This is a genomic window from Spongorhabdus nitratireducens, assembly GCA_947387575.1.
Lineage (GTDB): Bacteria > Pseudomonadota > Gammaproteobacteria > Pseudomonadales > Endozoicomonadaceae > CANDOC01.
In genome coordinates, this window is record CANDOC010000003.1 from 408010 (window position 1) to 427134 (window position 19125).

The 19125-nt window shown below is 49.5% G+C and carries 17 protein-coding genes; 7 read left to right on the top strand and 10 right to left on the bottom strand.

The window, feature by feature from the left end; genetic code table 11:
- Positions 1 to 188: 188 nt before the first annotated feature.
- Entirely contained in the window at positions 189 to 1082 is an 894-nt protein-coding gene (locus ACYZZ0_RS08355; RefSeq protein WP_461536145.1) for an endonuclease/exonuclease/phosphatase family protein, read from the top strand.
- A gap of 8 nt (positions 1083 to 1090) precedes the next feature.
- Here the strand turns inward: ACYZZ0_RS08355 and ACYZZ0_RS08360 are convergent, their stop codons facing one another.
- A complete protein-coding gene (locus ACYZZ0_RS08360) occupies positions 1091 to 2521 on the bottom strand; it encodes a sensor histidine kinase (RefSeq protein ID WP_461536146.1) in 1431 nt (476 codons plus the stop codon).
- Positions 2487 to 3188: a response regulator transcription factor gene (locus ACYZZ0_RS08365; protein ID WP_461536147.1), complete on the bottom strand. Its 702-nt coding sequence runs from the start codon at positions 3186 to 3188 to the stop codon at positions 2487 to 2489. Before ACYZZ0_RS08365 ends, ACYZZ0_RS08360 begins: the two co-directional genes overlap by 35 nt.
- Positions 3189 to 3402: 214 nt before the next feature.
- Here ACYZZ0_RS08365 and ACYZZ0_RS08370 point away from each other — a divergent pair, with 214 nt between their 5' ends.
- The 5 genes from ACYZZ0_RS08370 (at position 3403) to ACYZZ0_RS08390 (ending at position 8414) form a co-directional block, all read left to right on the top strand.
- A complete protein-coding gene (locus ACYZZ0_RS08370; RefSeq protein WP_461536184.1) occupies positions 3403 to 4305 on the top strand; it encodes a cobalamin biosynthesis protein in 903 nt (300 codons plus the stop codon).
- A gap of 58 nt (positions 4306 to 4363) precedes the next feature.
- Positions 4364 to 5740: a flavin monoamine oxidase family protein gene (locus tag ACYZZ0_RS08375; RefSeq protein ID WP_461536148.1), complete on the top strand. Its 1377-nt coding sequence runs from the start codon at positions 4364 to 4366 to the stop codon at positions 5738 to 5740.
- A gap of 43 nt (positions 5741 to 5783) precedes the next feature.
- Positions 5784 to 6599 (top strand): hypothetical protein, encoded by an 816-nt coding sequence (locus ACYZZ0_RS08380; protein WP_461536149.1) that lies wholly within the window; start codon positions 5784 to 5786, stop codon positions 6597 to 6599.
- Positions 6600 to 6699: 100 nt separating this feature from the next.
- Positions 6700 to 7329, top strand: a complete 630-nt coding sequence (locus tag ACYZZ0_RS08385; protein ID WP_461536150.1) for a TetR/AcrR family transcriptional regulator — start codon at positions 6700 to 6702, stop codon at positions 7327 to 7329.
- Positions 7330 to 7451: 122 nt separating this feature from the next.
- Complete coding sequence (locus ACYZZ0_RS08390) at positions 7452 to 8414, top strand: CNNM domain-containing protein (protein ID WP_461536151.1); 963 nt, start codon at positions 7452 to 7454, stop codon at positions 8412 to 8414.
- 22 nt (positions 8415 to 8436) lie between these two features.
- Here ACYZZ0_RS08390 and ACYZZ0_RS08395 read toward each other — a convergent pair whose 3' ends face one another.
- Complete coding sequence (locus tag ACYZZ0_RS08395) at positions 8437 to 9726, bottom strand: NRAMP family divalent metal transporter (protein ID WP_461536152.1); 1290 nt, start codon at positions 9724 to 9726, stop codon at positions 8437 to 8439.
- A 361-nt stretch (positions 9727 to 10087) separates the two neighbouring features.
- Between ACYZZ0_RS08395 and ACYZZ0_RS08400 the strand changes: the two genes are divergently transcribed.
- The gene (locus tag ACYZZ0_RS08400; protein WP_461536153.1) at positions 10088 to 11005 is read left to right on the top strand and encodes a formate/nitrite transporter family protein; all 918 of its coding nucleotides are present in this window, start codon (positions 10088 to 10090) and stop codon (positions 11003 to 11005) included.
- Positions 11006 to 12720: 1715 nt separating this feature from the next.
- Here ACYZZ0_RS08400 and ACYZZ0_RS08405 read toward each other — a convergent pair.
- The 7 genes from ACYZZ0_RS08405 to fliA form a co-directional block, all read right to left on the bottom strand.
- Positions 12721 to 13305 carry a PqiC family protein gene (locus tag ACYZZ0_RS08405; protein ID WP_461536154.1) on the bottom strand — a complete coding sequence of 195 codons (585 nt, stop codon included), beginning with the start codon at positions 13303 to 13305 and terminating at the stop codon, positions 12721 to 12723.
- Positions 13306 to 13317: 12 nt separating this feature from the next.
- The gene (locus ACYZZ0_RS08410; RefSeq protein ID WP_461536155.1) at positions 13318 to 14304 is read right to left on the bottom strand and encodes an MlaD family protein; all 987 of its coding nucleotides are present in this window, start codon (positions 14302 to 14304) and stop codon (positions 13318 to 13320) included.
- Positions 14301 to 15107: an ABC transporter ATP-binding protein gene (locus tag ACYZZ0_RS08415; protein ID WP_461536156.1), complete on the bottom strand. Its 807-nt coding sequence runs from the start codon at positions 15105 to 15107 to the stop codon at positions 14301 to 14303. Before ACYZZ0_RS08415 ends, ACYZZ0_RS08410 begins: the two co-directional genes overlap by 4 nt.
- 2 nt (positions 15108 to 15109) lie before the next feature.
- Entirely contained in the window at positions 15110 to 16276 is a 1167-nt protein-coding gene (locus tag ACYZZ0_RS08420) for an MlaE family ABC transporter permease (protein WP_461536157.1), read from the bottom strand.
- A gap of 46 nt (positions 16277 to 16322) precedes the next feature.
- Positions 16323 to 17228, bottom strand: a complete 906-nt coding sequence (locus tag ACYZZ0_RS08425; RefSeq protein WP_461536158.1) for a flagellar motor protein MotB — start codon at positions 17226 to 17228, stop codon at positions 16323 to 16325.
- A 72-nt stretch (positions 17229 to 17300) separates the two neighbouring features.
- Positions 17301 to 18161 carry a flagellar motor stator protein MotA gene (gene motA / locus ACYZZ0_RS08430; RefSeq protein ID WP_461536159.1) on the bottom strand — a complete coding sequence of 287 codons (861 nt, stop codon included), beginning with the start codon at positions 18159 to 18161 and terminating at the stop codon, positions 17301 to 17303.
- Positions 18162 to 18247: 86 nt separating this feature from the next.
- On the bottom strand, positions 18248 to 19078 hold the full coding sequence (gene fliA / locus ACYZZ0_RS08435; protein ID WP_461536160.1) for an RNA polymerase sigma factor FliA: 831 nt from the start codon (positions 19076 to 19078) through the stop codon (positions 18248 to 18250).
- Between the last annotated feature and the right edge of the window lie 47 nt (positions 19079 to 19125).

A 19125-nucleotide genomic window follows, 5' to 3' on the forward strand; every position in this document is an offset into this window, starting at 1 on the left:
TGTCGCTGTATCTCTACTGCTATCAATAATGACGTAAATAATAAATCATTTTAAAACCGACTATATTCAAGCACTCTTCAATTTAAAACCTTATTGAAATCTACATGCTTGAATGTCGTGCCGTACTCTTTTTGATTTTTTTATTGATAGCCTCCTCTTCTGTTCAGGCTGAAAACCCTGTCAGAATCATGACCTGGAATATCCAGATGGCACTGGGTAAACATTACGTCACATTCTGGAAGAGAAATACAAAACTGCCCTCCAGAAAAGAAGTTGAAAATAATATTCAGTCAATTATTGATCTGATTAACCAGTATTCTCCGGATATTATTATGCTTCAGGAGGTTAGTGAATACGCCTGCGTTTCAAGATATGCTGATGTGCTGGGGACTTTAAAAAGCGAGCTTATAGGCTACCCATATTGCTGCAGCACCTATTACTGGAACACCCATTACCTGCCAATACTATGCTACGGATCCATATCAGGCCCAATGGATTTCAGTCTGGTTATTTTTTCAAAACATGAAATATTATCACACGATATTTACCCTATTTTTAACGACCATAAAAGCTGGGTTCATCGAATGATGGCTCCTGTTCGCCTTTTACTTCAGGCAAACATCCAGATTGGAGAAAACAACCTTACCGTTGTAACAACCCATTTTGACGCCCACGATTTGGATGGCCAGACAAGGAAAAGGCAGCAACATGATTTGACAGCACATCTCCAGAATCTGAATCACTGGAACTTTGCCTGGGTTATGGGAGGTGACCTGAACCTGGTGCCACCAGGAAGCCCTGAGTATATTGCCGGCACCCGACGTTTTACACTGGATCTCTACGATGAAGAAGGGATCGAGATATTCCCGGACAGGAGGCATGCCACCCACACCGAAGCAGCATGGCATTACGCCACGGCACATGAAAGCCCACCGGAGCAGGATATCAAGCTTAATCTAACCCTGGACTATCTCATGGTCAGCAGCAGATATTTAAAGGTTGTTCAAAAGCAGGTCGTTCATAATCCGGTTTATTCTGATCACTGCCCGGTCATCATCGATTGTGAGTTTATTCAGAAATGATCAAAGGGTTATTTTTCAGGTAGAACAACCCGGGCTTCCAACCCTCCTTCAAGTCTGTTCTCGAGTTGAATCATGCCTTTATGGCGCTTCACAAGAGAACTGACAATCGCCATGCCAAGCCCTGCACCATCGCCTCTGCCTGTTTCTCCGCGCCAGAAACGATCGAAGACTCTGCTTCTTTCCTCCGGCTTCAGGCCTGGTCCATCATCCAACACCCTGATCACTATCTGATCACGTTCCCTTTTCGTTTCTACCAGAACATGACCACAATCCGGTGAGTATCGAAGAGCATTATCAATTAAATTGGAACAGAGGATCCGTAACTGTTCCCGGTTACCATTAATTATCAGCCCGTCGTCGCCTTCCAACTCCAGCACCTGACGTCTCAGTAGTGCCAGAGGTACCATATCTGCAACAATTTCCCGCAAAAGGGGCTGAAGTTCGATCTGCTCAAAATCATTGCCGTTATTACCCCCTTCAGCCCGGGATAGTGCCAGTAGTTGCTCCACCAGCCTGCGGCTGCGCTGAATCCCATGTTGTAACTGCTGTAGCGAGGCCTGAGCATCTTTTGACAGATTCTGGCCTTCCAGCTGTTGAGAATGTAACCGCAAGATTGTCAGTGGTGTTCTCAACTCATGGGCTGCTTCTGCAACAAACCGACTCTCTCTTTCAACTCCAGCCTGCACCCTTCGCATCATTTCTGACAGAGCACCATTAATCTGCTGCAATTCCTGAGGCGGGTTATCCAGCATAACCGGTGCCATATTTTTCGGTCCCCGGTCTGCCAGCTCCTGTTGTAACTGGCGCAAAGATCGCATTCCCCCCGCCAGAACCCGGGGCAGAAAAATCAGTAATAGAGCAAAGGCCACCAGCATAATCTGGATAGTGCGCATAATGACACTGACCAGAATTTCATTTCTCTGATCCAGACTGCGCACCATCAGCAGCCAGTGTTTGGTATCCGGGTTGTAATAACAGAACAGCCTGCCACCTGCATGCTGCTTATAGGATGGCACGTCATAGAATCCACCGGCGAGTTTCTTGATAAATGGTTTGGCCGGAGCCCCGGCAGACTTCAGCAGCACCCTGCCATCTTTGCTTAGTAACTGGAAATCCACCCCTCGTCCAAAGTTACGATACCGGTTGCCTCCCGGATCCAGCGCCCTGGATTCATAGGACTTTTTCCACACCCTGTAGAGCTGATCAACATCAGTATTGGCAATATCAACCTGGCGGATATAAACACTGAGTAGTGCCTCATAAATCCGGGTTGTCTGGGCCATTTCCCGGTCAAAGACCTCCCGCACCTCGGAATAAACGGCCAGAAAGTTTTGAATGGCTGCCACCAGCAATACAATGAAGAGCGTGATCAGGGTTCTTATCAGCAGCCGGCGAAAAAGCGAGTCATACTTGAGCTGCGGCAGGTAACTCTTCCACAAGGTAACCAACTCCCCTGACGGTTTTGATCAGCTTTTTATCCAGTTTTTTACGCAGGTGATGTACATACACTTCCAGTACGTTGGATTCAGCACATTCATCCCATCCATATACAACTTCCTGCAACCTGTCTCGCGTCATCACCTTGCCTCGATGATCAACCAGTTCCAGCAGTAGCTTGAACTCGCCCGGAGTTAACTCAACCCGGCGATCCTGCCAGAACACCTGATAGGCCTCCCGGTCTATTGCCAGATCACCAAAAACCTGCCGGTTACTGCCAGAGCCCTGGGGCTGACGCCTGAGCAGCACTCTGATCCGGGCCAGCAGCTCTTCGACATCAAAGGGCTTGCTGAGGTAGTCATCGGCACCGGTATCCAGCCCAAGGACGCGATCAGTCGATTCATTTCGAGCGCTCAGAATCAACACCTGAACCGGATTGCTGTGCTGACGCAATCGAGACAATAATTCCAGACCATCCATATCCGGCAGGCCAAGATCAAGAATAACCAGGCTGAAATGCTCCCGCTCCAGACTCTGCAATGCATCAAGCCCGCAAGCTACACGATCCACGGTATAGCCGGCCCGGCGCAGCAGATCCTGCACAGCAGCGGCCAGCATGTGATCATCTTCAACCAGCAGCAGTCTCATGTATGCCTCTGCGTCAGCCATTATCAGTGCCAGCCTGCAACCAGAGCGACACCCCTTCAGTTTCATGTACGACAGGAGTGAATTAAAAAGGTTCCACTGCAAAATCGGTGTATCTGGCTACACTCATTCATCCTTTCCTGCATTTTGATTTTCTGAACAACATCCGAACTCTGAAAAAGCAGTCTCAAGAGATACTTACATGCACGAACTGGAGTATTCGCCGACATTTCAAATCATGTTCGCATTATTTATAGACTGGATGATCCCGGAGGCTTGGAGACAGGATATGAGGCTGTCCGGAGAACGACTGATTCAAAGGCTGGAATATGGTTTATATATTGCCCATGCCAGCGAGCAGGAAAGAATGCAGCAGGGTGTTCTGGCTATCTTCATGACCCTGATACCACTGACAGCACTGATGTTTTTACTGGTGAGTGCCCCTCTGATCGGCTGGCTGATCAATTGTACACTGCTGGGGCTATGTCTGGGCTGGTCCCGACAACGGCGATATATTCCTTCCATAACCACAGCCCTGCAACAGAGCGAGATGATTCACGCCCGCTACCTGATAGAAAGAATGAACCCTGCAGCCCGTAAGGGAGAGCTGCAAGACCCGGATTCCGGAGCGGATCTTCTTATTGCCAATACCATATGCTGGACACTGGAGTCCGGTTGTCACCGGCTGTTGGGGGTTATTTTCTGGTTCATGCTACTGGGAGGCCCGGGGGCAATCATATACCGGCTATTGCTTGAATTCAGAGATCACTGGACACTCCAGCATCATCGTTATCAGAGCTTTGGTCGCCCTGCAGCTATACTGGCCAAGCTGTTTGATCTGGTTCCCCTGCACCTGACTGTGCTCACCTACGGCCTGGCCGGGCAAACCCGGCCAAGCTGGAGAAGCCTGCGCTATTACAACCCTGAATATCCCATCCATGTTAACCAGCAAGATCTGATTTCAGCAGGCTGCGGAAGCATGGGCATTATGCTCACGTCCGAAGAGCAGGCTAAAGAGAAGCCTGCCTGCTCCAGCACACACAGGCCAGCAGTTGCAGGGGACTGCGAGCGGGCCCGCAACCTGCTCAATATCTGCTGCCTTGGCTGGCTGGTCATTATCAGCCTGGGGCACTTTCTGTGACCTCCGCCCTTTGCTGATCCTATCTATACTGTCGCTACCAGAATGGCGGACGAGAACAATGCCGGATTCGAATCATATTATTATTGCAGGAGCCGGACTGGCGGGGCTGACTGCTGCCTATGACCTGCAACAACAGGGCTTTACTACCACTATTCTGGAAGCTTCTGACAGTATCGGGGGCCGGGTCAAAACCATACGCCAGCCTTTTGACAACGGACTGTATGCTGAAGCCGGAGCAATGGCGATAACCTCCGCTGATACCGCACTACTGGGTTTATTAAAGAAGCTTGATCTGAACCTGATATCACTGAAACAGCGCATTGATAATGCCCGGTACCGGGCGGCTAACCAGTGGCACGATATCAATGAGCCCTGTAGCGCACGAATTTTGCCGGACAATCTGAAGCAATGTTCTGTCTCCGGTCTGCTCCGACACTATATAGATGCCGCTCGACTGGAACATTTGAAGCCGGATACCAATTGTTTCAATCTTAATGACGAACTGCTGGCTCTGGACGAGCTGTCACTGGCAGATTTTCTACGGCGTGAAGGCGCCAGTGAATGCGAAATTTACCTGATCGCAAACTTCAGTTCAGCGGCACTATTAGGCGACGGCATCGAGCACCTGTCAGCTTTACAATACCTGATGCGCTGCGGACATAAGAGAGATGTCGATAACTTTTTTGCTGTCGAAAACGGTAACGACAACATTATCACGTGTCTGCTACAGCAACTCGACTCAGCACCGCTCACAGAAACACCACTGATCAAGGTCACGCAGACTAAAGACGGCATCTGTGCTCAGGCAAAGACAGCTGAAGGTGAAATTATCGAGATTGAAGGGGCTGCGCTTTTATGTACCCTGCCTTTGCCCGTACTAAAGCAGGTTGAGTTCACACCGGAATTGAACAGTGACAAATCAGCGGTCATTGCTGAACTGGCTGACAGTTACACGTCAGTATCCAGAGTTTATTTTCAATGCAGCCCGGCACACAGACAACAGGGACTGAAAAGTGCCCAGTCAGTTATTGATCGTCCGTCGATGATTATTGAAGATCATACCAATCATCTGTCCGATATATCGATGGATGTACTGGAAATTCATACCATCGGTGACCCGGCCAGGGCCGTAGCCAATATGACGCTTGATGAGCAGGTTGAAAAAGGCAGCCTGATTCTCGAAGAGATTCTTCCGGGGATCACCGCGGATAAAAAAACCGGCATTGCAGTATGTTGGGATAAGCAGCCTTTCCATCACGGCGCCTACCTCAGCTTTCGCCCTGGCGGTATGAAACATCTGCCTGTGCTGGCCCGACCTGAAAATAATATTTACTTCGCAGGAGAGCATGTATCCATGCTACCCGGCTCCCTTGAAGGTGCTGTGCGCTCCGCAAATGAGGCAGTTTCCCGCCTTATCGCAGATATAACGTCATAATTAGAGCCTGTGAAGAGTGATGTGGTAACAAAAGGTTTACCCAATGAGACGCTATGTGCTGGTGTTCGATATGGATCAAACACTATGGCACGGTGTAAAGGTCGAACAGCAGGGAAAAATATCGATCGAAAAATACGGCAGCAAACCGAGCTTGCTGGAAAGCTCCCCCCATTTTCAGAAAATGCTGACCAAAGATCAGTTTCACTGGATGGAAGAGGCTACATTTGAAGCCTGGAAGACTGGCAGTGATGGTCCTTCCGGCGGTATCACAGATTCGTATTCCGTAGCGCAAAGCTGGAACACATCCATTGGTCTGGCTCCAGCGGGCCTGGTCTGGACTCTGGCCGTCGAACCCATGCGGTGTCTGGTCAGAGCCCTGAATGCAGCTATCGACGATGTTATGACAGGCAATATCAAATTAATGATCATCACTCATGGCAGTTGGCACCCTTCAGCAATTCGGTGTTTTTTCAGGGAACGGTATGGTGCCACTGAATCACTGACCGCATGTCTCAGCATTTTCAATCAGGAAATGATTAATCAGCAAGTAGACGGTATCAACGTTAGCAGCAACAAAAGCGAAGTGATTCAACAGGCATTACAACTGGCAACCATTGACGTCAGTGAGACTCGCAGGGTCTGTGGATTTAAACGTTCTGTCACTGTAGAGCGTCCAATGTACAAACCCCGGGATGTTTATTTCTTTGAAGATGAGGAAATCTGGCTCGAACAGGCAGCCAGCCTTGGATACAACAGCATTAACAGTCGCCGCCCGGAGTTTGTATCTACAATCTACTGGCTGGCCGATCAAATAAAAATGCTGAAGGAATGGTTTTTTCTCAGCAGCAGGGATATTTAACCAGAGGCCTCTCTATCCCAACACCCCCTAATGCCAAGCAGATTAATGTCGTATAGAATGCGCCGGTATAACTAGAACAATAAAGCTGAACGCCGTATACATGAACGACATTGCCACAACACGCCGGGGAGCACTCAGTAAGCAGCGAATCCTCGATGCAACGATCCACCTGCTGCAAACCGAAGACTATCAAACCGTTTCGCTTGATCGTATCGCCCGTGAGGCCGGTATCGCCAAAAGCAGTGTACTTTGGCACTTTGAAAGCAAAGAGCTGCTGGTCACCGAGGCCGTACAACGCATCTTCACCGAGCTCGAACAGGAGCTGCTGGAAACGCCACTAAAAAGTGACTGTCCTGTTGAACGGCTGTCAGAACTTTTTGATTACACAACCCGAACCTTGCAGAAAAACCCTACAGCTTTAGCCGTGATCCTGGGCATCATCCTGACACCACAGCGCCAACCCATGGTCAGGGAACAGGTAGCCCGGGCCTGGAAACGCCATCAAAAAAGCCTGTTGGTAAAGTTATCCACAGAGACTTTCACGCTGACACCGGAAATGAGCGCCAGTGTTCTGGCCATGATCCATGGCTGTTATATCCAGTGGTATGTTGATGAATTCCAGACTCCAATAAGAGATATTCTGCAGTCTGCGGTTGATCTACTACGCAAATTAAAAACAGAAAAAAATGAATTAAAAGCCGCCTTGGAACAAAAGACAGTTGCTTTATAAATAAGACAACAAACTGCGTTTGTTTAATATTTTTGCAACATTTTTATGCTTTCGGGGTGACAAAAACTACAGAAAAGGCGCAAACTGTCGATATAAGATCAGCACGTTTCAGGGAGGAAACCATGCTAGAGATTGCAGTATTGACACTATTACTGATTTTTCTGACCGCTGTCTTTTCCGTTATTGAATCCGCCATTATCTATATCGACGAGCTACGACTGGCGTATATCCTGCAACACAAACCCGCCAATGAAAGCGACATTCGCTACGTCATTCATCATAAAGATGCCCATCTTTCATCCATAGTCATTCTGATCACCCTGATCAGTATTGCCGGAAGTTCAGCCATAGGTGCGATGGCCGGAAGCCTGTTTGAAGAGACCGGGCTGGCTGTTTTTACAGGCTTGCTGACTTACGGCATGTTGGTTTTTGCCAAAGTTCTTCCCAAGCTGATTGCAGTGCAGTTTGCCGACCGCATTATGATTGCCAGTGCCGGCTCAGTACGAAAGATCTGCTTTCTGCTGAAGCCTCTGCTCTGGTTCACTCTGATCTGGGCCCGTTTATTCAAAAAGCGCAATCGCAGCAAGCTGAGTCGATCAGAGCTGAAATTTATTCTCAAGCATTTTGGCAAGTCAGGTGTTATCGGCAAGAAAGAACGCAAGATGGCTCAACAGGTACTGGATCTTGACCAGCGTACTATCAGCGAAATTCCGTCAACACCGCTCGAGAAGAAACCCTGGATTCCTGCCGATGCCACCCTGGCTGAACTACAGACACTGCTGGCAGAACAACCGGACAAACGCTATATCGTTACCCGCCACTGCAAGCGTGGTAAAGCCCGCCCCTGTGGTGTAGTGCTGTATCGTCATATCGCTCAGCAGCTGGCAAATGGCGCTGATCACGTCAAAGTGGAATCGCTGGCCCGGCAAGTTGCTTTTCTGGATCCGGAAACATCACTACTCGATGCATTACAGGCCTTTGAAGAAACCCAGTCATCCATTGCCATTCTGGATGGCAGCTCGGCCGAAAAAACCTGGGTCCTGACCAAAAACCAGATCTATCGGGATATTCTGCAGGTTCAATAGCACCAGCCTGCTCCACTACGCGCTACATAAGCCAGTGCCAGACTGCAAAGAGGGCGGCAAAACCAAACAGAAATATCAGCCCTGCACCTGCCCAGAGTGTTAGCCAGAATCCCGGCCGATGAGGTACAGGCACCGGTTCATTGCGAATAACTTTGAGATTCATCCAGCCAATGAAAGGTGTTGTCAGAAATGCCGCAATCATGGCGAATTCAAGCATTGCCAGCAGTGTACCGGGAAAAAGCAGCACGACTGAAAGAGACAAGCCGGTCATAACCAAAATAAGAGCCGGACTTTGCATGGAGCCACTACTTCTTAATTCCCGACTGTTATCACCCAGATTTCGCCAGGCGCTGTATGTAACCCGGTTATACCCATCAATACATGTCAGCACGGTACTGTAGATACAACAAAAGGCGGCAATAATCACCAGCCACACACTCCATGGCCCGATCGCCGAAGCGTAAGCATTTACCAGCTGCCGGGTAAAAGCCGCACCACTGGTAGCAAGCTCTGCGCCATTGCCATGCATAACCAGAGCGCCCAGTCCCAGAAAGAACAAAGCAAGTACTGCCGTCACGACATAGCCGACATTCATATCGAACAACGACTCCCTGACGGTTAATGATCCCCGCTCTTTCTTCTTGCCAAGACTCCAGACAGAGTTCATCGCCGAAACTTCAAGCGGTGCTGGCATCCATCCCATCAGCGCCACCAGAAAACCCAGTGATGTCAAAGTCCAGGGGTTGGGGCTGACAAATTCAGGGGGAGCAACAGCCCCTTTTACCAAAGCCAGTATTGTCGCCACAACAGTCACTACAGCAAGCAAGGCAACAATCCATCGGCTTACCCTGTCGACCACGCTGTAATGACCACGCAATACAATTAACAAACTGACAATAACTACTGGCCAGATCAGCAGGGGAACAGGTACGCCAGGGATAAACCAGGTCAAAAGCGCAGCTGTCAGCCCGATTAATGCCGCAATATTGACGGTACCGGCAAAAGCATTCAGCACAAGAAAAAGAAACAACCAGCCTTTCCCCAGCCGGGCATAACCTGCCAGCAGTGACTCTCCGGTTGCCGCGGTATAGCGGGCACCAAACTGAAAAAAAGGGTATTTGAACAGGTTAACCAGCACGATTAATCCGGCCAGCTGCCAACCAAACAGCGCTCCGGCCTGGGTTGAAGCTACAAGATGGGAACCACCAATGGCAGCGGCTGCCATCATAATGCCCGGACCCATTGCAGATAACAGTCCCGGCGTTTGTCCCTGAAGCTCAACTGCTATATCGGATTCTGAATGCTTGATCATATACGGTGATTCACCCAGTGACCTGCCAATAGAATTCCTAACAGCCAAGCACAGCGGGATATTAATTCAACTTTATTTAAGTATTCGTATAAGGCGTTTTTAAACCACCATAAGCATCCACCGAACAGTATTCTTCCTGCATGGCTAGCACAGCCAGGATTTTCTTTGATCTGCCATCACCCCGGCGTTCAACCCGTATAGCCTCACGGATAATACCCCTACCACGGTTTATTCCAGCGTTTATTATTTGCAGGTTTCTTCGCCGAAATGTCACTTTCACCGGAACCATTCGCATCCCCCCGCTCACGCGATTCCGACCGGCATTTCGCTCTCCGTTTTATACTGCAGACAGGCACAGACCATGAACCAGACACCACAATTGGTGACTAACACCGTTGCGCCGGCAGAAGCCGCCGCCTACGCCGTTAAAGTCGCCGTTGCCAAAGCCGCCAAATCCGACCGCACACCGCAGGTAACTTTTATGCTGGCTATTCTGGCCGGTGTTTATGTTGCCATCGCGGGTATGTTCTATACCGTCATCTTCACGGGTGCCGGTGATATGCCCTACGGTATGTCCAAATTTATTGGCGGATTGGGCTTCAGTATTGCGTTGATTCTGGTGATTCTGACCGGTGCCGAGCTGTTCACCAGTAATACCCTGCTAATCATGGGTCGCGCGGAAGGCAAACTTACCGCCAGTCAGATTCTGCGTAACTGGAGTATCGTATTCAGCGGCAACTTTGTCGGCTCCCTGCTGATGGTGGCGCTGATGATTGCCTGTGGACAGTATCTGTTTGCCCATGGCGAAGTCGGTATCAAGGCGCTGTATATTGCCAAGAGCAAAATGAGCCACAGTTTTGGTCAGGCCATCGCACTGGGTATTATCTGTAACCTGCTGGTCTGCCTGACTTACTGGATGTGCATCTGCACGACAGACACCACAACCAAAATCCTTGCCTGCATGATGGGTATTGCGGCATTTGTTGGCTCCGGTGGTGAGCACGTTGTTGCCAACATGTACCTGTTGCCTATCGCAGTTGTGATCAAGAACATTGCACCGGACGCCTTCTGGCATATGACCGGTTATACCGCTGCCGACTTCTCACACCTGACAGTAGCCAATGTATTTACTGTCAATCTGATCCCGGTACTGATCGGCAATATTCTGGGTGGTGGTGTCTTTGTGGGCATGAGCCAGTGGTACGCTCATCTGAAAAAGCATGAGACACCGGAAGAAAAAGCAATTGCAGAGGCTTCCGCCAACCTTCAACGTGTCTGATTGAACTCGGTCTGAGGGGAGCCGCTTATAGCTGCTCCCTTCGCCCGGCAGCCCAGCATATTAACTCTTCTATTTTCCCGCTTATCGCGCTATTTCAATTCAACATGCTTTAAATCTGTCTATACTCGCACTGCCGAATAAAACGACAAAACCCCTTCAGTCAGGCAGTTGAAAATAAGTCATAACAGTTTCATAAGTGCAAGTATGTACCATTTAATTCCGTTTAACCGCACTTCAGACATCAGGTTCAGGCTGCAACCTGCAGACTCTATTTTTCATTCGGAGGGCTCTCACAACTAAATCAACCAACTTGTTAAAAGTGATCACCATGACTCTCAGGCTACTTCAGAGCACGGTGAAAGCCATACTCATTACCACTTTCTATCTGATGACAGGCGATCCTGTTGCAGCCGTCGTGCTCTCAGCTGAAGATTATTATATGGACTCAGATGTCCATATAATCCGTCTATCCGAGTATGATGGCGAAACGCCCTGGCTGTGTACTTTCCCGGGAAAATCCTTATTCCGAAAACAAATTGATTTCACAGGCTGTTCATACAATCTGGAAGCTCCGGATGAACCCAGCGCAGATATTACATGTAATGCAATTCCCTCAGACTGGATTCGCATTATCTATTGGCTTCCCTCTTTCCAGTACGCACTGGAATTCAAAGACTTTAAACGTCCTCCCCTGGCGGTTTTGCATTTGTTTTTCACAACGGTTCAAGGGTATGTCGGTAATATTGGCTTTGATGCCATGTTTGAGCCTGCGATAAAGCCTCCAGCTAAATCAGGCTTTCCACGATTCTTTTATACACCGGAGTATAAATCAGAACACATTCGAGCCGTTGTAACGTTAATGTGCTGGATCTTGAGAAACAAAATAAAGAACGCTAAAGAAATCGATGCAGCAATCAAACGGTATTGTGCACTTATTTCATCATCACAAACGAATCCGGGTTTTGTAAAAATACTGCGTTTACTGCTAGGTTCGTCAGAATCAGGAAGTATCGCACCGCCCTATACCGCCTTAAATGAAAAACCTGATCTCAGACATGGGCTTCTGACACTTTTACTTCGCTGGTACAACGAAAAATGCCAGCTCGATAATATTGAAAGGGAAGAAATGAGTGCGACTCAAAACACCCCGGATACTCTATGGCGTCACTCGCACATGGCCAGCATTGCCTGGCACCTGACAATGCCTCTGGTCAGACTTTATGGCTCACCTTTTACACTACTGCCAAGAATTGTAAGGCATGGCTGTCGCGAAAATCATCAAATCTACCATGAGTTCAGGCAACAGGCTGTTTACTACCTAGAGGATCCCTCCTGGGAGCAGCTAAACGATTTTATTAATATCGTCGAAGAGCCAGTCCTGCTGTTGTATGCAGGAAAAAAAACGCTGTTATCAGCTTGCCTGACACAGAACATTCAATCAGTTGCATTAACCAACATTCCGCTTGAAGATGCAGCAGAACAAATTATGTCTGCCTGCTTTATTAACGCTAACATGGGAGTAATACAGCGTTTTATTAGAAGAATTCCCGAAACCTATTTGCAGGATCCAGAAGCTCAGCCCTTCCTTTTCAGAATACCGCCTTCCGAGCAATGTACTTCTCTGGAATATTCTTTAGGGCGCATTGTTACCGGTCAGCGTATGGGGCCAAGACGACAACCATCGACTGCATATTTTCGTACAGGCACATCGAGCATTACAGAGTTTGATAAATATCAGCAGCCAGACGAGTTAATAGGTCGCTTACCCCCCTTGCGACCGTTTCACTCTCCCTGTCCACTAACACCAGCTCCAACCTTGACACCTTCACCAACTGATCCTGATGGTGATCGGACTCCACTTGCCAGCGGGTCACCAACACCAGTTTTTTTGCCGAAACAGATAACTCCAGAACCTCAACCCTGATACGCTCTTGAGGTCGCCGTGAAACATCCCATGGCCCGCTCAAAACAGTAAGACCGGGCTGCAATTGCATCAGATTGGCAGCAAGGGTTCGGGTCAACAACTGAGGCAAAGGCTCACCCCAACGCTGATGACCGGTCTGGAGAATACGATAACCGCCGTCGCTGTAGGTTATTTTCTTGTTATCCAGCCATTCAGGCACTTTAACCGGAATAATTCCTACAGTTAAGTGAGCCGGTTTTGCTGTAGCAGAATTATTCACAGGCTCTGCCAGCGCTTTCAGGGTGAAATAACTATAGTTTGGTGTCGTATTACAGCCCGCACTCAAAACAGCAACGAATAGCAGGCACAAGATTACCTTCAGTTTCGTCACAATCATTTTCCTGTCTGATTATTTGCCATAAAGAAGCGCACTGGGTTTTTCTTCCAGCGTCTCAGCCATTTCTTCTACAGCACGTGCAGCCCTGCTGACATCTTTTGCACTCTGCCTGACCTGATATAACAAAGAGGAATCCGGAGCCATCAGATCTTCAGTTCGCTCCAGCGTCTCCCGGGTTGATGCCAGGGTGTTTTCCAGTTCAGCTAAAACAGCATTAAGCTGCTGCAGGGTTTTTGGCGTGTTCTCATTAACCGTTGCAGTAAATTCCCTGAGCTCCGCAGCCATGGGAACCAGCTCCTGCCTGACCAGCGCCATATCTGCCTTCATGGTTGCCGCCATTTGTCGCATTTCTTCAGCCATACGACCAAAGGAAACTACGGTACGGTTCAAATTGGCGGGCAAGGCTCGTGCTGTATCATTGTCTATCAGCTTCCTTAAACCTTCCGCTATCGCTTTGAAGTCATCTGCAAGCGCCGGAATGTCCAGACTATCAAGATCCTGAGTCAGCTGCTCGAGGTCACTGGGTACGGTTGGCATCTGCGGATACTCAGTCGCAATATCGAACTCATTGCGAGAACGAATCGGATAAAAGTTAACCTCGATATACAACAGTCCGGTCAACAGGCTTTGCATTTTCAGTTTGGCAGCCAGACCTTCATCCATCAGTGCCTGAACAACATCTTCCTTGGGCTCTCCACCCGAACCTACACGTACAATGGCATCCGGGTTGATATCGACGATAACAGAGTTAAGAACATCCAGCTTATCCGGGTAAACCCGTGCGGTAATATTGATGACCTCACCGACCTTGACGCCTTTCAGGGCAACCGGGGCACCGACATTCAACCCCTTGATTGAAGATGAATACACCAACTCATAACGCAGTTTTTTGGAGGCGGTCAGACTGCCGCCACCAACATACAGCAACAGCCCGATAATCAGGATAATCATTGCCGCCATAAAGCCGCCGACAATAACCGGATTGGCACGCTGACTCATGATCTGGCCTCCCTGCCTGATAGCGTGTTATGCGTTGTCGACATTTCACCCCGAGCCAGAAAAGATCTGACTTTGGCATGCCTGCTGTGATTCAGCATCTGCTCCGGTGATCCGGTATCCAACTGGGTTCGGGTTTCAGCATCAAGAAAAACACCATTGCTGCCAATGGCAAAAATACTGGCCAGTTCATGGGTCACAATCACCACCGTGGCACCCGTCGAATCTCTTAGCTGCAAAATCAGCTCATCCAGTCGCTGTGCACTTAACGGGTCTAATCCGGCAGAAGGTTCATCAAAGAAAAGAATATCCGGATCCATTGCAATCGCCCGAGCCAGCCCGGCCCGCTTCTGCATACCGCCACTGATTCTGGCCGGATAGTAGTCTTCATATCCGGCCAGCCCAACCAGCGCCAGCTTGTAACTTACAATATCACGGATTTCGGCGACCGAAAGATTGCTGAACTGTTGCAGCGGCAATGCTACATTTTCAGCCAGCGTCATGGCACTGAACAGGGCTCCACTTTGATAAGTCACGCCCCAACTACGGCGCATTTTCTGCTGTTCAGCTTCACTGGACGAAAAGAAATTCTGACCGCCATAAAGGATTTCTCCTTCGGCCGGTTTATACAGACCAATCATATGTTTCAGCAGGGTACTTTTTCCGCAGCCACTGCCGCCCATAATGACAAAAATATCGCCGGCATCGACATCAAAATTCAGATCCTGCTGAATCAGCCGGGTGCCATATTTCAAAGTCAGGTTACGCACTTGAATGGCGGATTCACTACACCGCTGAATATCCATACTCAGATCCCCAGCTTGTAATAAATAATATTCAGCAATGCATCTGCCACTACCAGATACACAATCCCCAACACTACGGCTCGTGTTGTCGCCTCACCGACAGCTGCTGAAGAGCGACCACAGGTCATGCCTGCCTGACACCCGGCCATGGCAATCAGCAGACCGAAGATGATACTTTTAAAGCAACCGGCCAGGATCGCATGAAAAGACAAGGTCTGACTGATATGGTGGAAAAACTGGGTAAAGGTCAGATCCATGCCCACCGCAACCAGAGCTCCACCGGCAATACCCAGTACATCGCTATATATCGTCAATAGCGGCATGACAGCAACCAGAGCCAGAATACGTGGCAGTACCAGATACTCCACCGGACGAATACCCAGTGTCACCAGGGCATCCACTTCCTCATTCACCTGCATCGTACCCAACTGTGCGGCATAGGCAGCGCCGGTACGACCGGCCAGAATAACAGCGGTCATCAGGGCCCCCATTTCCCGAGTCATTCCGATTGCGACCAGATCTGCAATATAAACCTGGGCACCAAACTGGCGCAGTTGAACCAGCCCCAGATAAGCGAGAATCATCCCGACCAGTACACTGATCAGGGTAATAATGGGAATCGCATTGGGACCGGTCTGCTGGAAAAAGAACAGACAGTCTGCAAAGCGGGTACGAGCCCGTCCTGACAACAGCGCTATAAAAGCTAGAGTGACCTCACCACCGAAGTGCAACTGCGATTTAACAAGGTCAGCAATTTCGGACAATGAAACAATTGATCGCGCAGCCGGTGCCGAGGGTGGCTCAGGTTTAACCGCCGTCGCCAATTGAAACAGCTGACCACATTGGACAGGTAGTCTGGAAGGATCCAGCTTCACCCCAAAAGCAACAGCTCGCTGATGCAGCTGAAGTAAAAAGGACATAAACCCGGTATCCCACTCGAAACCTGCTCCGGGAACAAGATGGATCATAGCTTCATCACATGAATTTCCGACTTCAGTCAGCAGTTCATCAAGTTCTGTCGCTTTGGGGATAGCGCGGGATATCAGCCAGGCACCGTAGAGCTCAACGGTAACAGCGCCAGATTCCTGACCGGAAGGTTTGGAAGATGTATCTAACTGCCAGTGTGCATTGTTATTGGTCTGCATCAGGCGCAAGATGAAAAGTGGCAATACCTTTCATTCTAGCGCCCTCTACCCCCCAAGGATACCGCTCTGGCTATAACTGGTTACTCTCGGCAAACTCTCTTGAATTAGCCACCTCGGAAAGATCAATCACATCCTTATTTTCTGCGCCTTCGCCCAGCATGCCCTTTAACATTTCCGCACTTTTGTCATTCAATAGTACAATTTCAATTCGGCGGTTTATCGGGCTGTAAGGGTCTTCTTTATCCAGCAGGTTATTATCGCCCATCCCGGCAACACTCAATATTCTGTCTTCAGATACACCACCGAAGACCAGCGTTCGCCTTGCAGCCTGAGCCCGCTCGGATGAAAGATCCCAGTTATCGCGCCCGTTCTGACTGCGGAAAGGTCTGGCATCAGCATGCCCGCGAATGATTACCGCCCGTTTCGACTTCTGAATATAAGGCGCCAGCGACAACAGGAAGTCCTCAAAATAAGGTTCCAGAGTCGAACTACCCGCTTTCTTGCCAAACATACTCCTGCCATCACTATCCGAAAGTTCAATACGAACGCCCGATGGCAACTGCTCCAGTTTCAGATTTTCAATTTTCTTTGGATGGGGCTCTTTGTTCGGAGACTTCTGCCAGGCTGCAAGAATATTTCCTATTTCCGGGTCAACATAATAAACACCCGTCGGTCCCGGTCCGTAGGGCTTGTTTGGCAATTCCGGCAGCTCGGCATCCCGCATTTCCGGAATCAGTGGTCCATCCATTTCAATCGCCTGATTGCTGGCATTTTCCTCAAATACACCGGGATCAGCAAAATAACGTGCGATAGCTTTCCGCTGAGCCGGTGAGGAAGCCTCAATCAGCCACAGCACCAGAAACAGTGCCATCATCGCCAGGGTGAAGTCAGCAAACGCCACTTTCCAGCTACCGCCATGATGGGCATTGGATTTGCCGGAGCGCTTGCGCTTGATAATAATGGTGGAGTCTTTCATAAAGGGGATTCCCTCCGCCCGGATGAGATCAGGGCGGACAGTGCCGCCTGAATCAGATAGCTAGAAAAGCACTCAGTTCTGTTCCCGACTTTCCAGCAACCAGTTTTCCATTTCCTCAAAGCTTGGGCGAACTTCAGAGAACAACACCCGACGACCGGCATCAACCGCGATGGAAGAAGGACGACCGGAAGCATGGGCAACAAGCGCAGTTTTTACACACTCAAACATACGAACATCATCTTCTACGACATGTTCAACAGCCTGAGCCAGTGGGCCAAAAACACCGTAACCCAGCAGAATACCAATAAACGTACCCACCAGTGCCGCAGCAATACTGACACCAATCAGCTCGGCCGGGCCGCCCATTTTCTGCATGGTAATAACAATACCCAGCACAGCAGCAATAATACCGAAGCCAGGAAAACTGTCGGCCAGTTTATGCAGTGAGTGGGCCGGACGTCCAAGGTCATCTGCCAGGGTTTCAATTTCACTTTCCAGCAGGCCTTCAAGTTCATGAGCCTGTACTTTACCCAGCCCCAGCAAACGCATGTTGTCGCAGATAAAGTTAGTCAGACGACGGTTTTTGATAACCCCGGATTCATTAAACAGTTCACTTTCATCAGGGTTTTCTACGTGGCCTTCCAGTGCAGCAAGACCGGACTTACGACCTGTTTCAAACAGGAGATACAACAGTGTCAGAGTTTTCTGGTAGGCCTCTCGGGAAGAGTGTTTTCCTTTCAATACTCGAATAGTTTGCTGCCAGGTCAAAATCAGTACTGTTTTTGAATTACCTACCAGAAACGACCCCGCAGCACAGCCCATAATGATGGCGTACTCTGCCGGCTGCCATAGTGCCAGCAGCTTGCCGCCGGCAACGACAAACCCGCCCATAATACTGACCGCAACCAGTACAACTCCGATGATCAACAACATGATAGGTAACAGCTCATCCCGTGAACGTCTGCCGGCAACGGCTACCGGCCCCTTTTAAAACCTTTACAGCAAATTCTTGCAGCACTTTATGCCCACTCGGACATCAGCACCCGCAACTTGTTGTGAGCCTGTTTCCGCAACTGACATACCCGGGCTTCTGTCAGCTCCAGCACTCTGGCGATCTCTTTCTGGTTCAGCTCATGCTCGTAGTACAGCGATAGCAACAGCTGCTCTCTTGACGGCAATTTGTGAATCGCTGTCGCCAGCGCCTTGGCTCTGCGAGACCGCATCAATGCCTGTAGCGATCCGTCTTCCGCGGTTACATCATCTGCCAGTGGCAGCTGATCACCCCGGTCTTCCATCAGAGTATCCAGACTCATCAGCCGGGCACTGTCCAGTCGCGAACAGATCCGCTGGTACTCATGCAAATCCAGTTCCAACGCGGCTGCAATATTGCGTTCAGTTAATGCTTCTCCACGCTGTTCCAGCCGCTCCCTGACACGTCGGATTTCTGTCGCATGCCGTCTGAGTGTACGCGGACACCAATCATTGCGACGAAGTTCGTCAATCATCGCACCCCGCACCCGCTGCAGGGCAAAAGCTTCAAACGGTACGCCATCACTGGTGTCATATCGGCGTGCCGCTTCCAGCAGGCCCATAAAGCCGGTCTGAATCAACTCATCCAGCTCTGCACCGCCGTCCAGCCGGTCATTCAGGTGCAGTGCAATCCGTTTGACCATATCGACATGTTCCAGTACACGTTGTTGTACCGGATCATTCTGGGCCTGGCGATAGGCAGACAGACCGGTTCTGGCTGATCGACAACTATTTCCGGTTCTGAAGCTTCCGGTGGCTATTCCGGCAGCCTGCTTTATATCCTGGCCTCTGGCGGTCTCTTGGCGTCTGGCGGCATACATAAACGACTACTCTCGTTTTTATTCCGAAAGTACTGCCCTGTTCAAGG

Coding starts and splice junctions, on each gene's coding strand:
- fliA (WP_461536160.1), bottom strand. CDS start 19,078: ATGTATGCCGCCAGACGCCAAGAGACCGCCAGAGGCCAGGATATAAAG.
- ACYZZ0_RS08365 (WP_461536147.1), bottom strand. CDS start 3,188: ATGGCTGACGCAGAGGCATACATGAGACTGCTGCTGGTTGAAGATGAT.
- ACYZZ0_RS08355 (WP_461536145.1), top strand. CDS start 189: ATGACCTGGAATATCCAGATGGCACTGGGTAAACATTACGTCACATTC.
- ACYZZ0_RS08400 (WP_461536153.1), top strand. CDS start 10,088: ATGAACCAGACACCACAATTGGTGACTAACACCGTTGCGCCGGCAGAA.
- ACYZZ0_RS08410 (WP_461536155.1), bottom strand. CDS start 14,304: ATGAGTCAGCGTGCCAATCCGGTTATTGTCGGCGGCTTTATGGCGGCA.
- ACYZZ0_RS08425 (WP_461536158.1), bottom strand. CDS start 17,228: ATGAAAGACTCCACCATTATTATCAAGCGCAAGCGCTCCGGCAAATCC.
- ACYZZ0_RS08415 (WP_461536156.1), bottom strand. CDS start 15,107: ATGGATATTCAGCGGTGTAGTGAATCCGCCATTCAAGTGCGTAACCTG.
- ACYZZ0_RS08380 (WP_461536149.1), top strand. CDS start 5,784: ATGAGACGCTATGTGCTGGTGTTCGATATGGATCAAACACTATGGCAC.
- ACYZZ0_RS08390 (WP_461536151.1), top strand. CDS start 7,452: ATGCTAGAGATTGCAGTATTGACACTATTACTGATTTTTCTGACCGCT.
- ACYZZ0_RS08405 (WP_461536154.1), bottom strand. CDS start 13,305: ATGATTGTGACGAAACTGAAGGTAATCTTGTGCCTGCTATTCGTTGCT.
- ACYZZ0_RS08370 (WP_461536184.1), top strand. CDS start 3,403: ATGTTCGCATTATTTATAGACTGGATGATCCCGGAGGCTTGGAGACAG.
- ACYZZ0_RS08385 (WP_461536150.1), top strand. CDS start 6,700: ATGAACGACATTGCCACAACACGCCGGGGAGCACTCAGTAAGCAGCGA.
- ACYZZ0_RS08395 (WP_461536152.1), bottom strand. CDS start 9,726: ATGATCAAGCATTCAGAATCCGATATAGCAGTTGAGCTTCAGGGACAA.
- ACYZZ0_RS08375 (WP_461536148.1), top strand. CDS start 4,364: ATGCCGGATTCGAATCATATTATTATTGCAGGAGCCGGACTGGCGGGG.
- motA (WP_461536159.1), bottom strand. CDS start 18,161: ATGTTGTTGATCATCGGAGTTGTACTGGTTGCGGTCAGTATTATGGGC.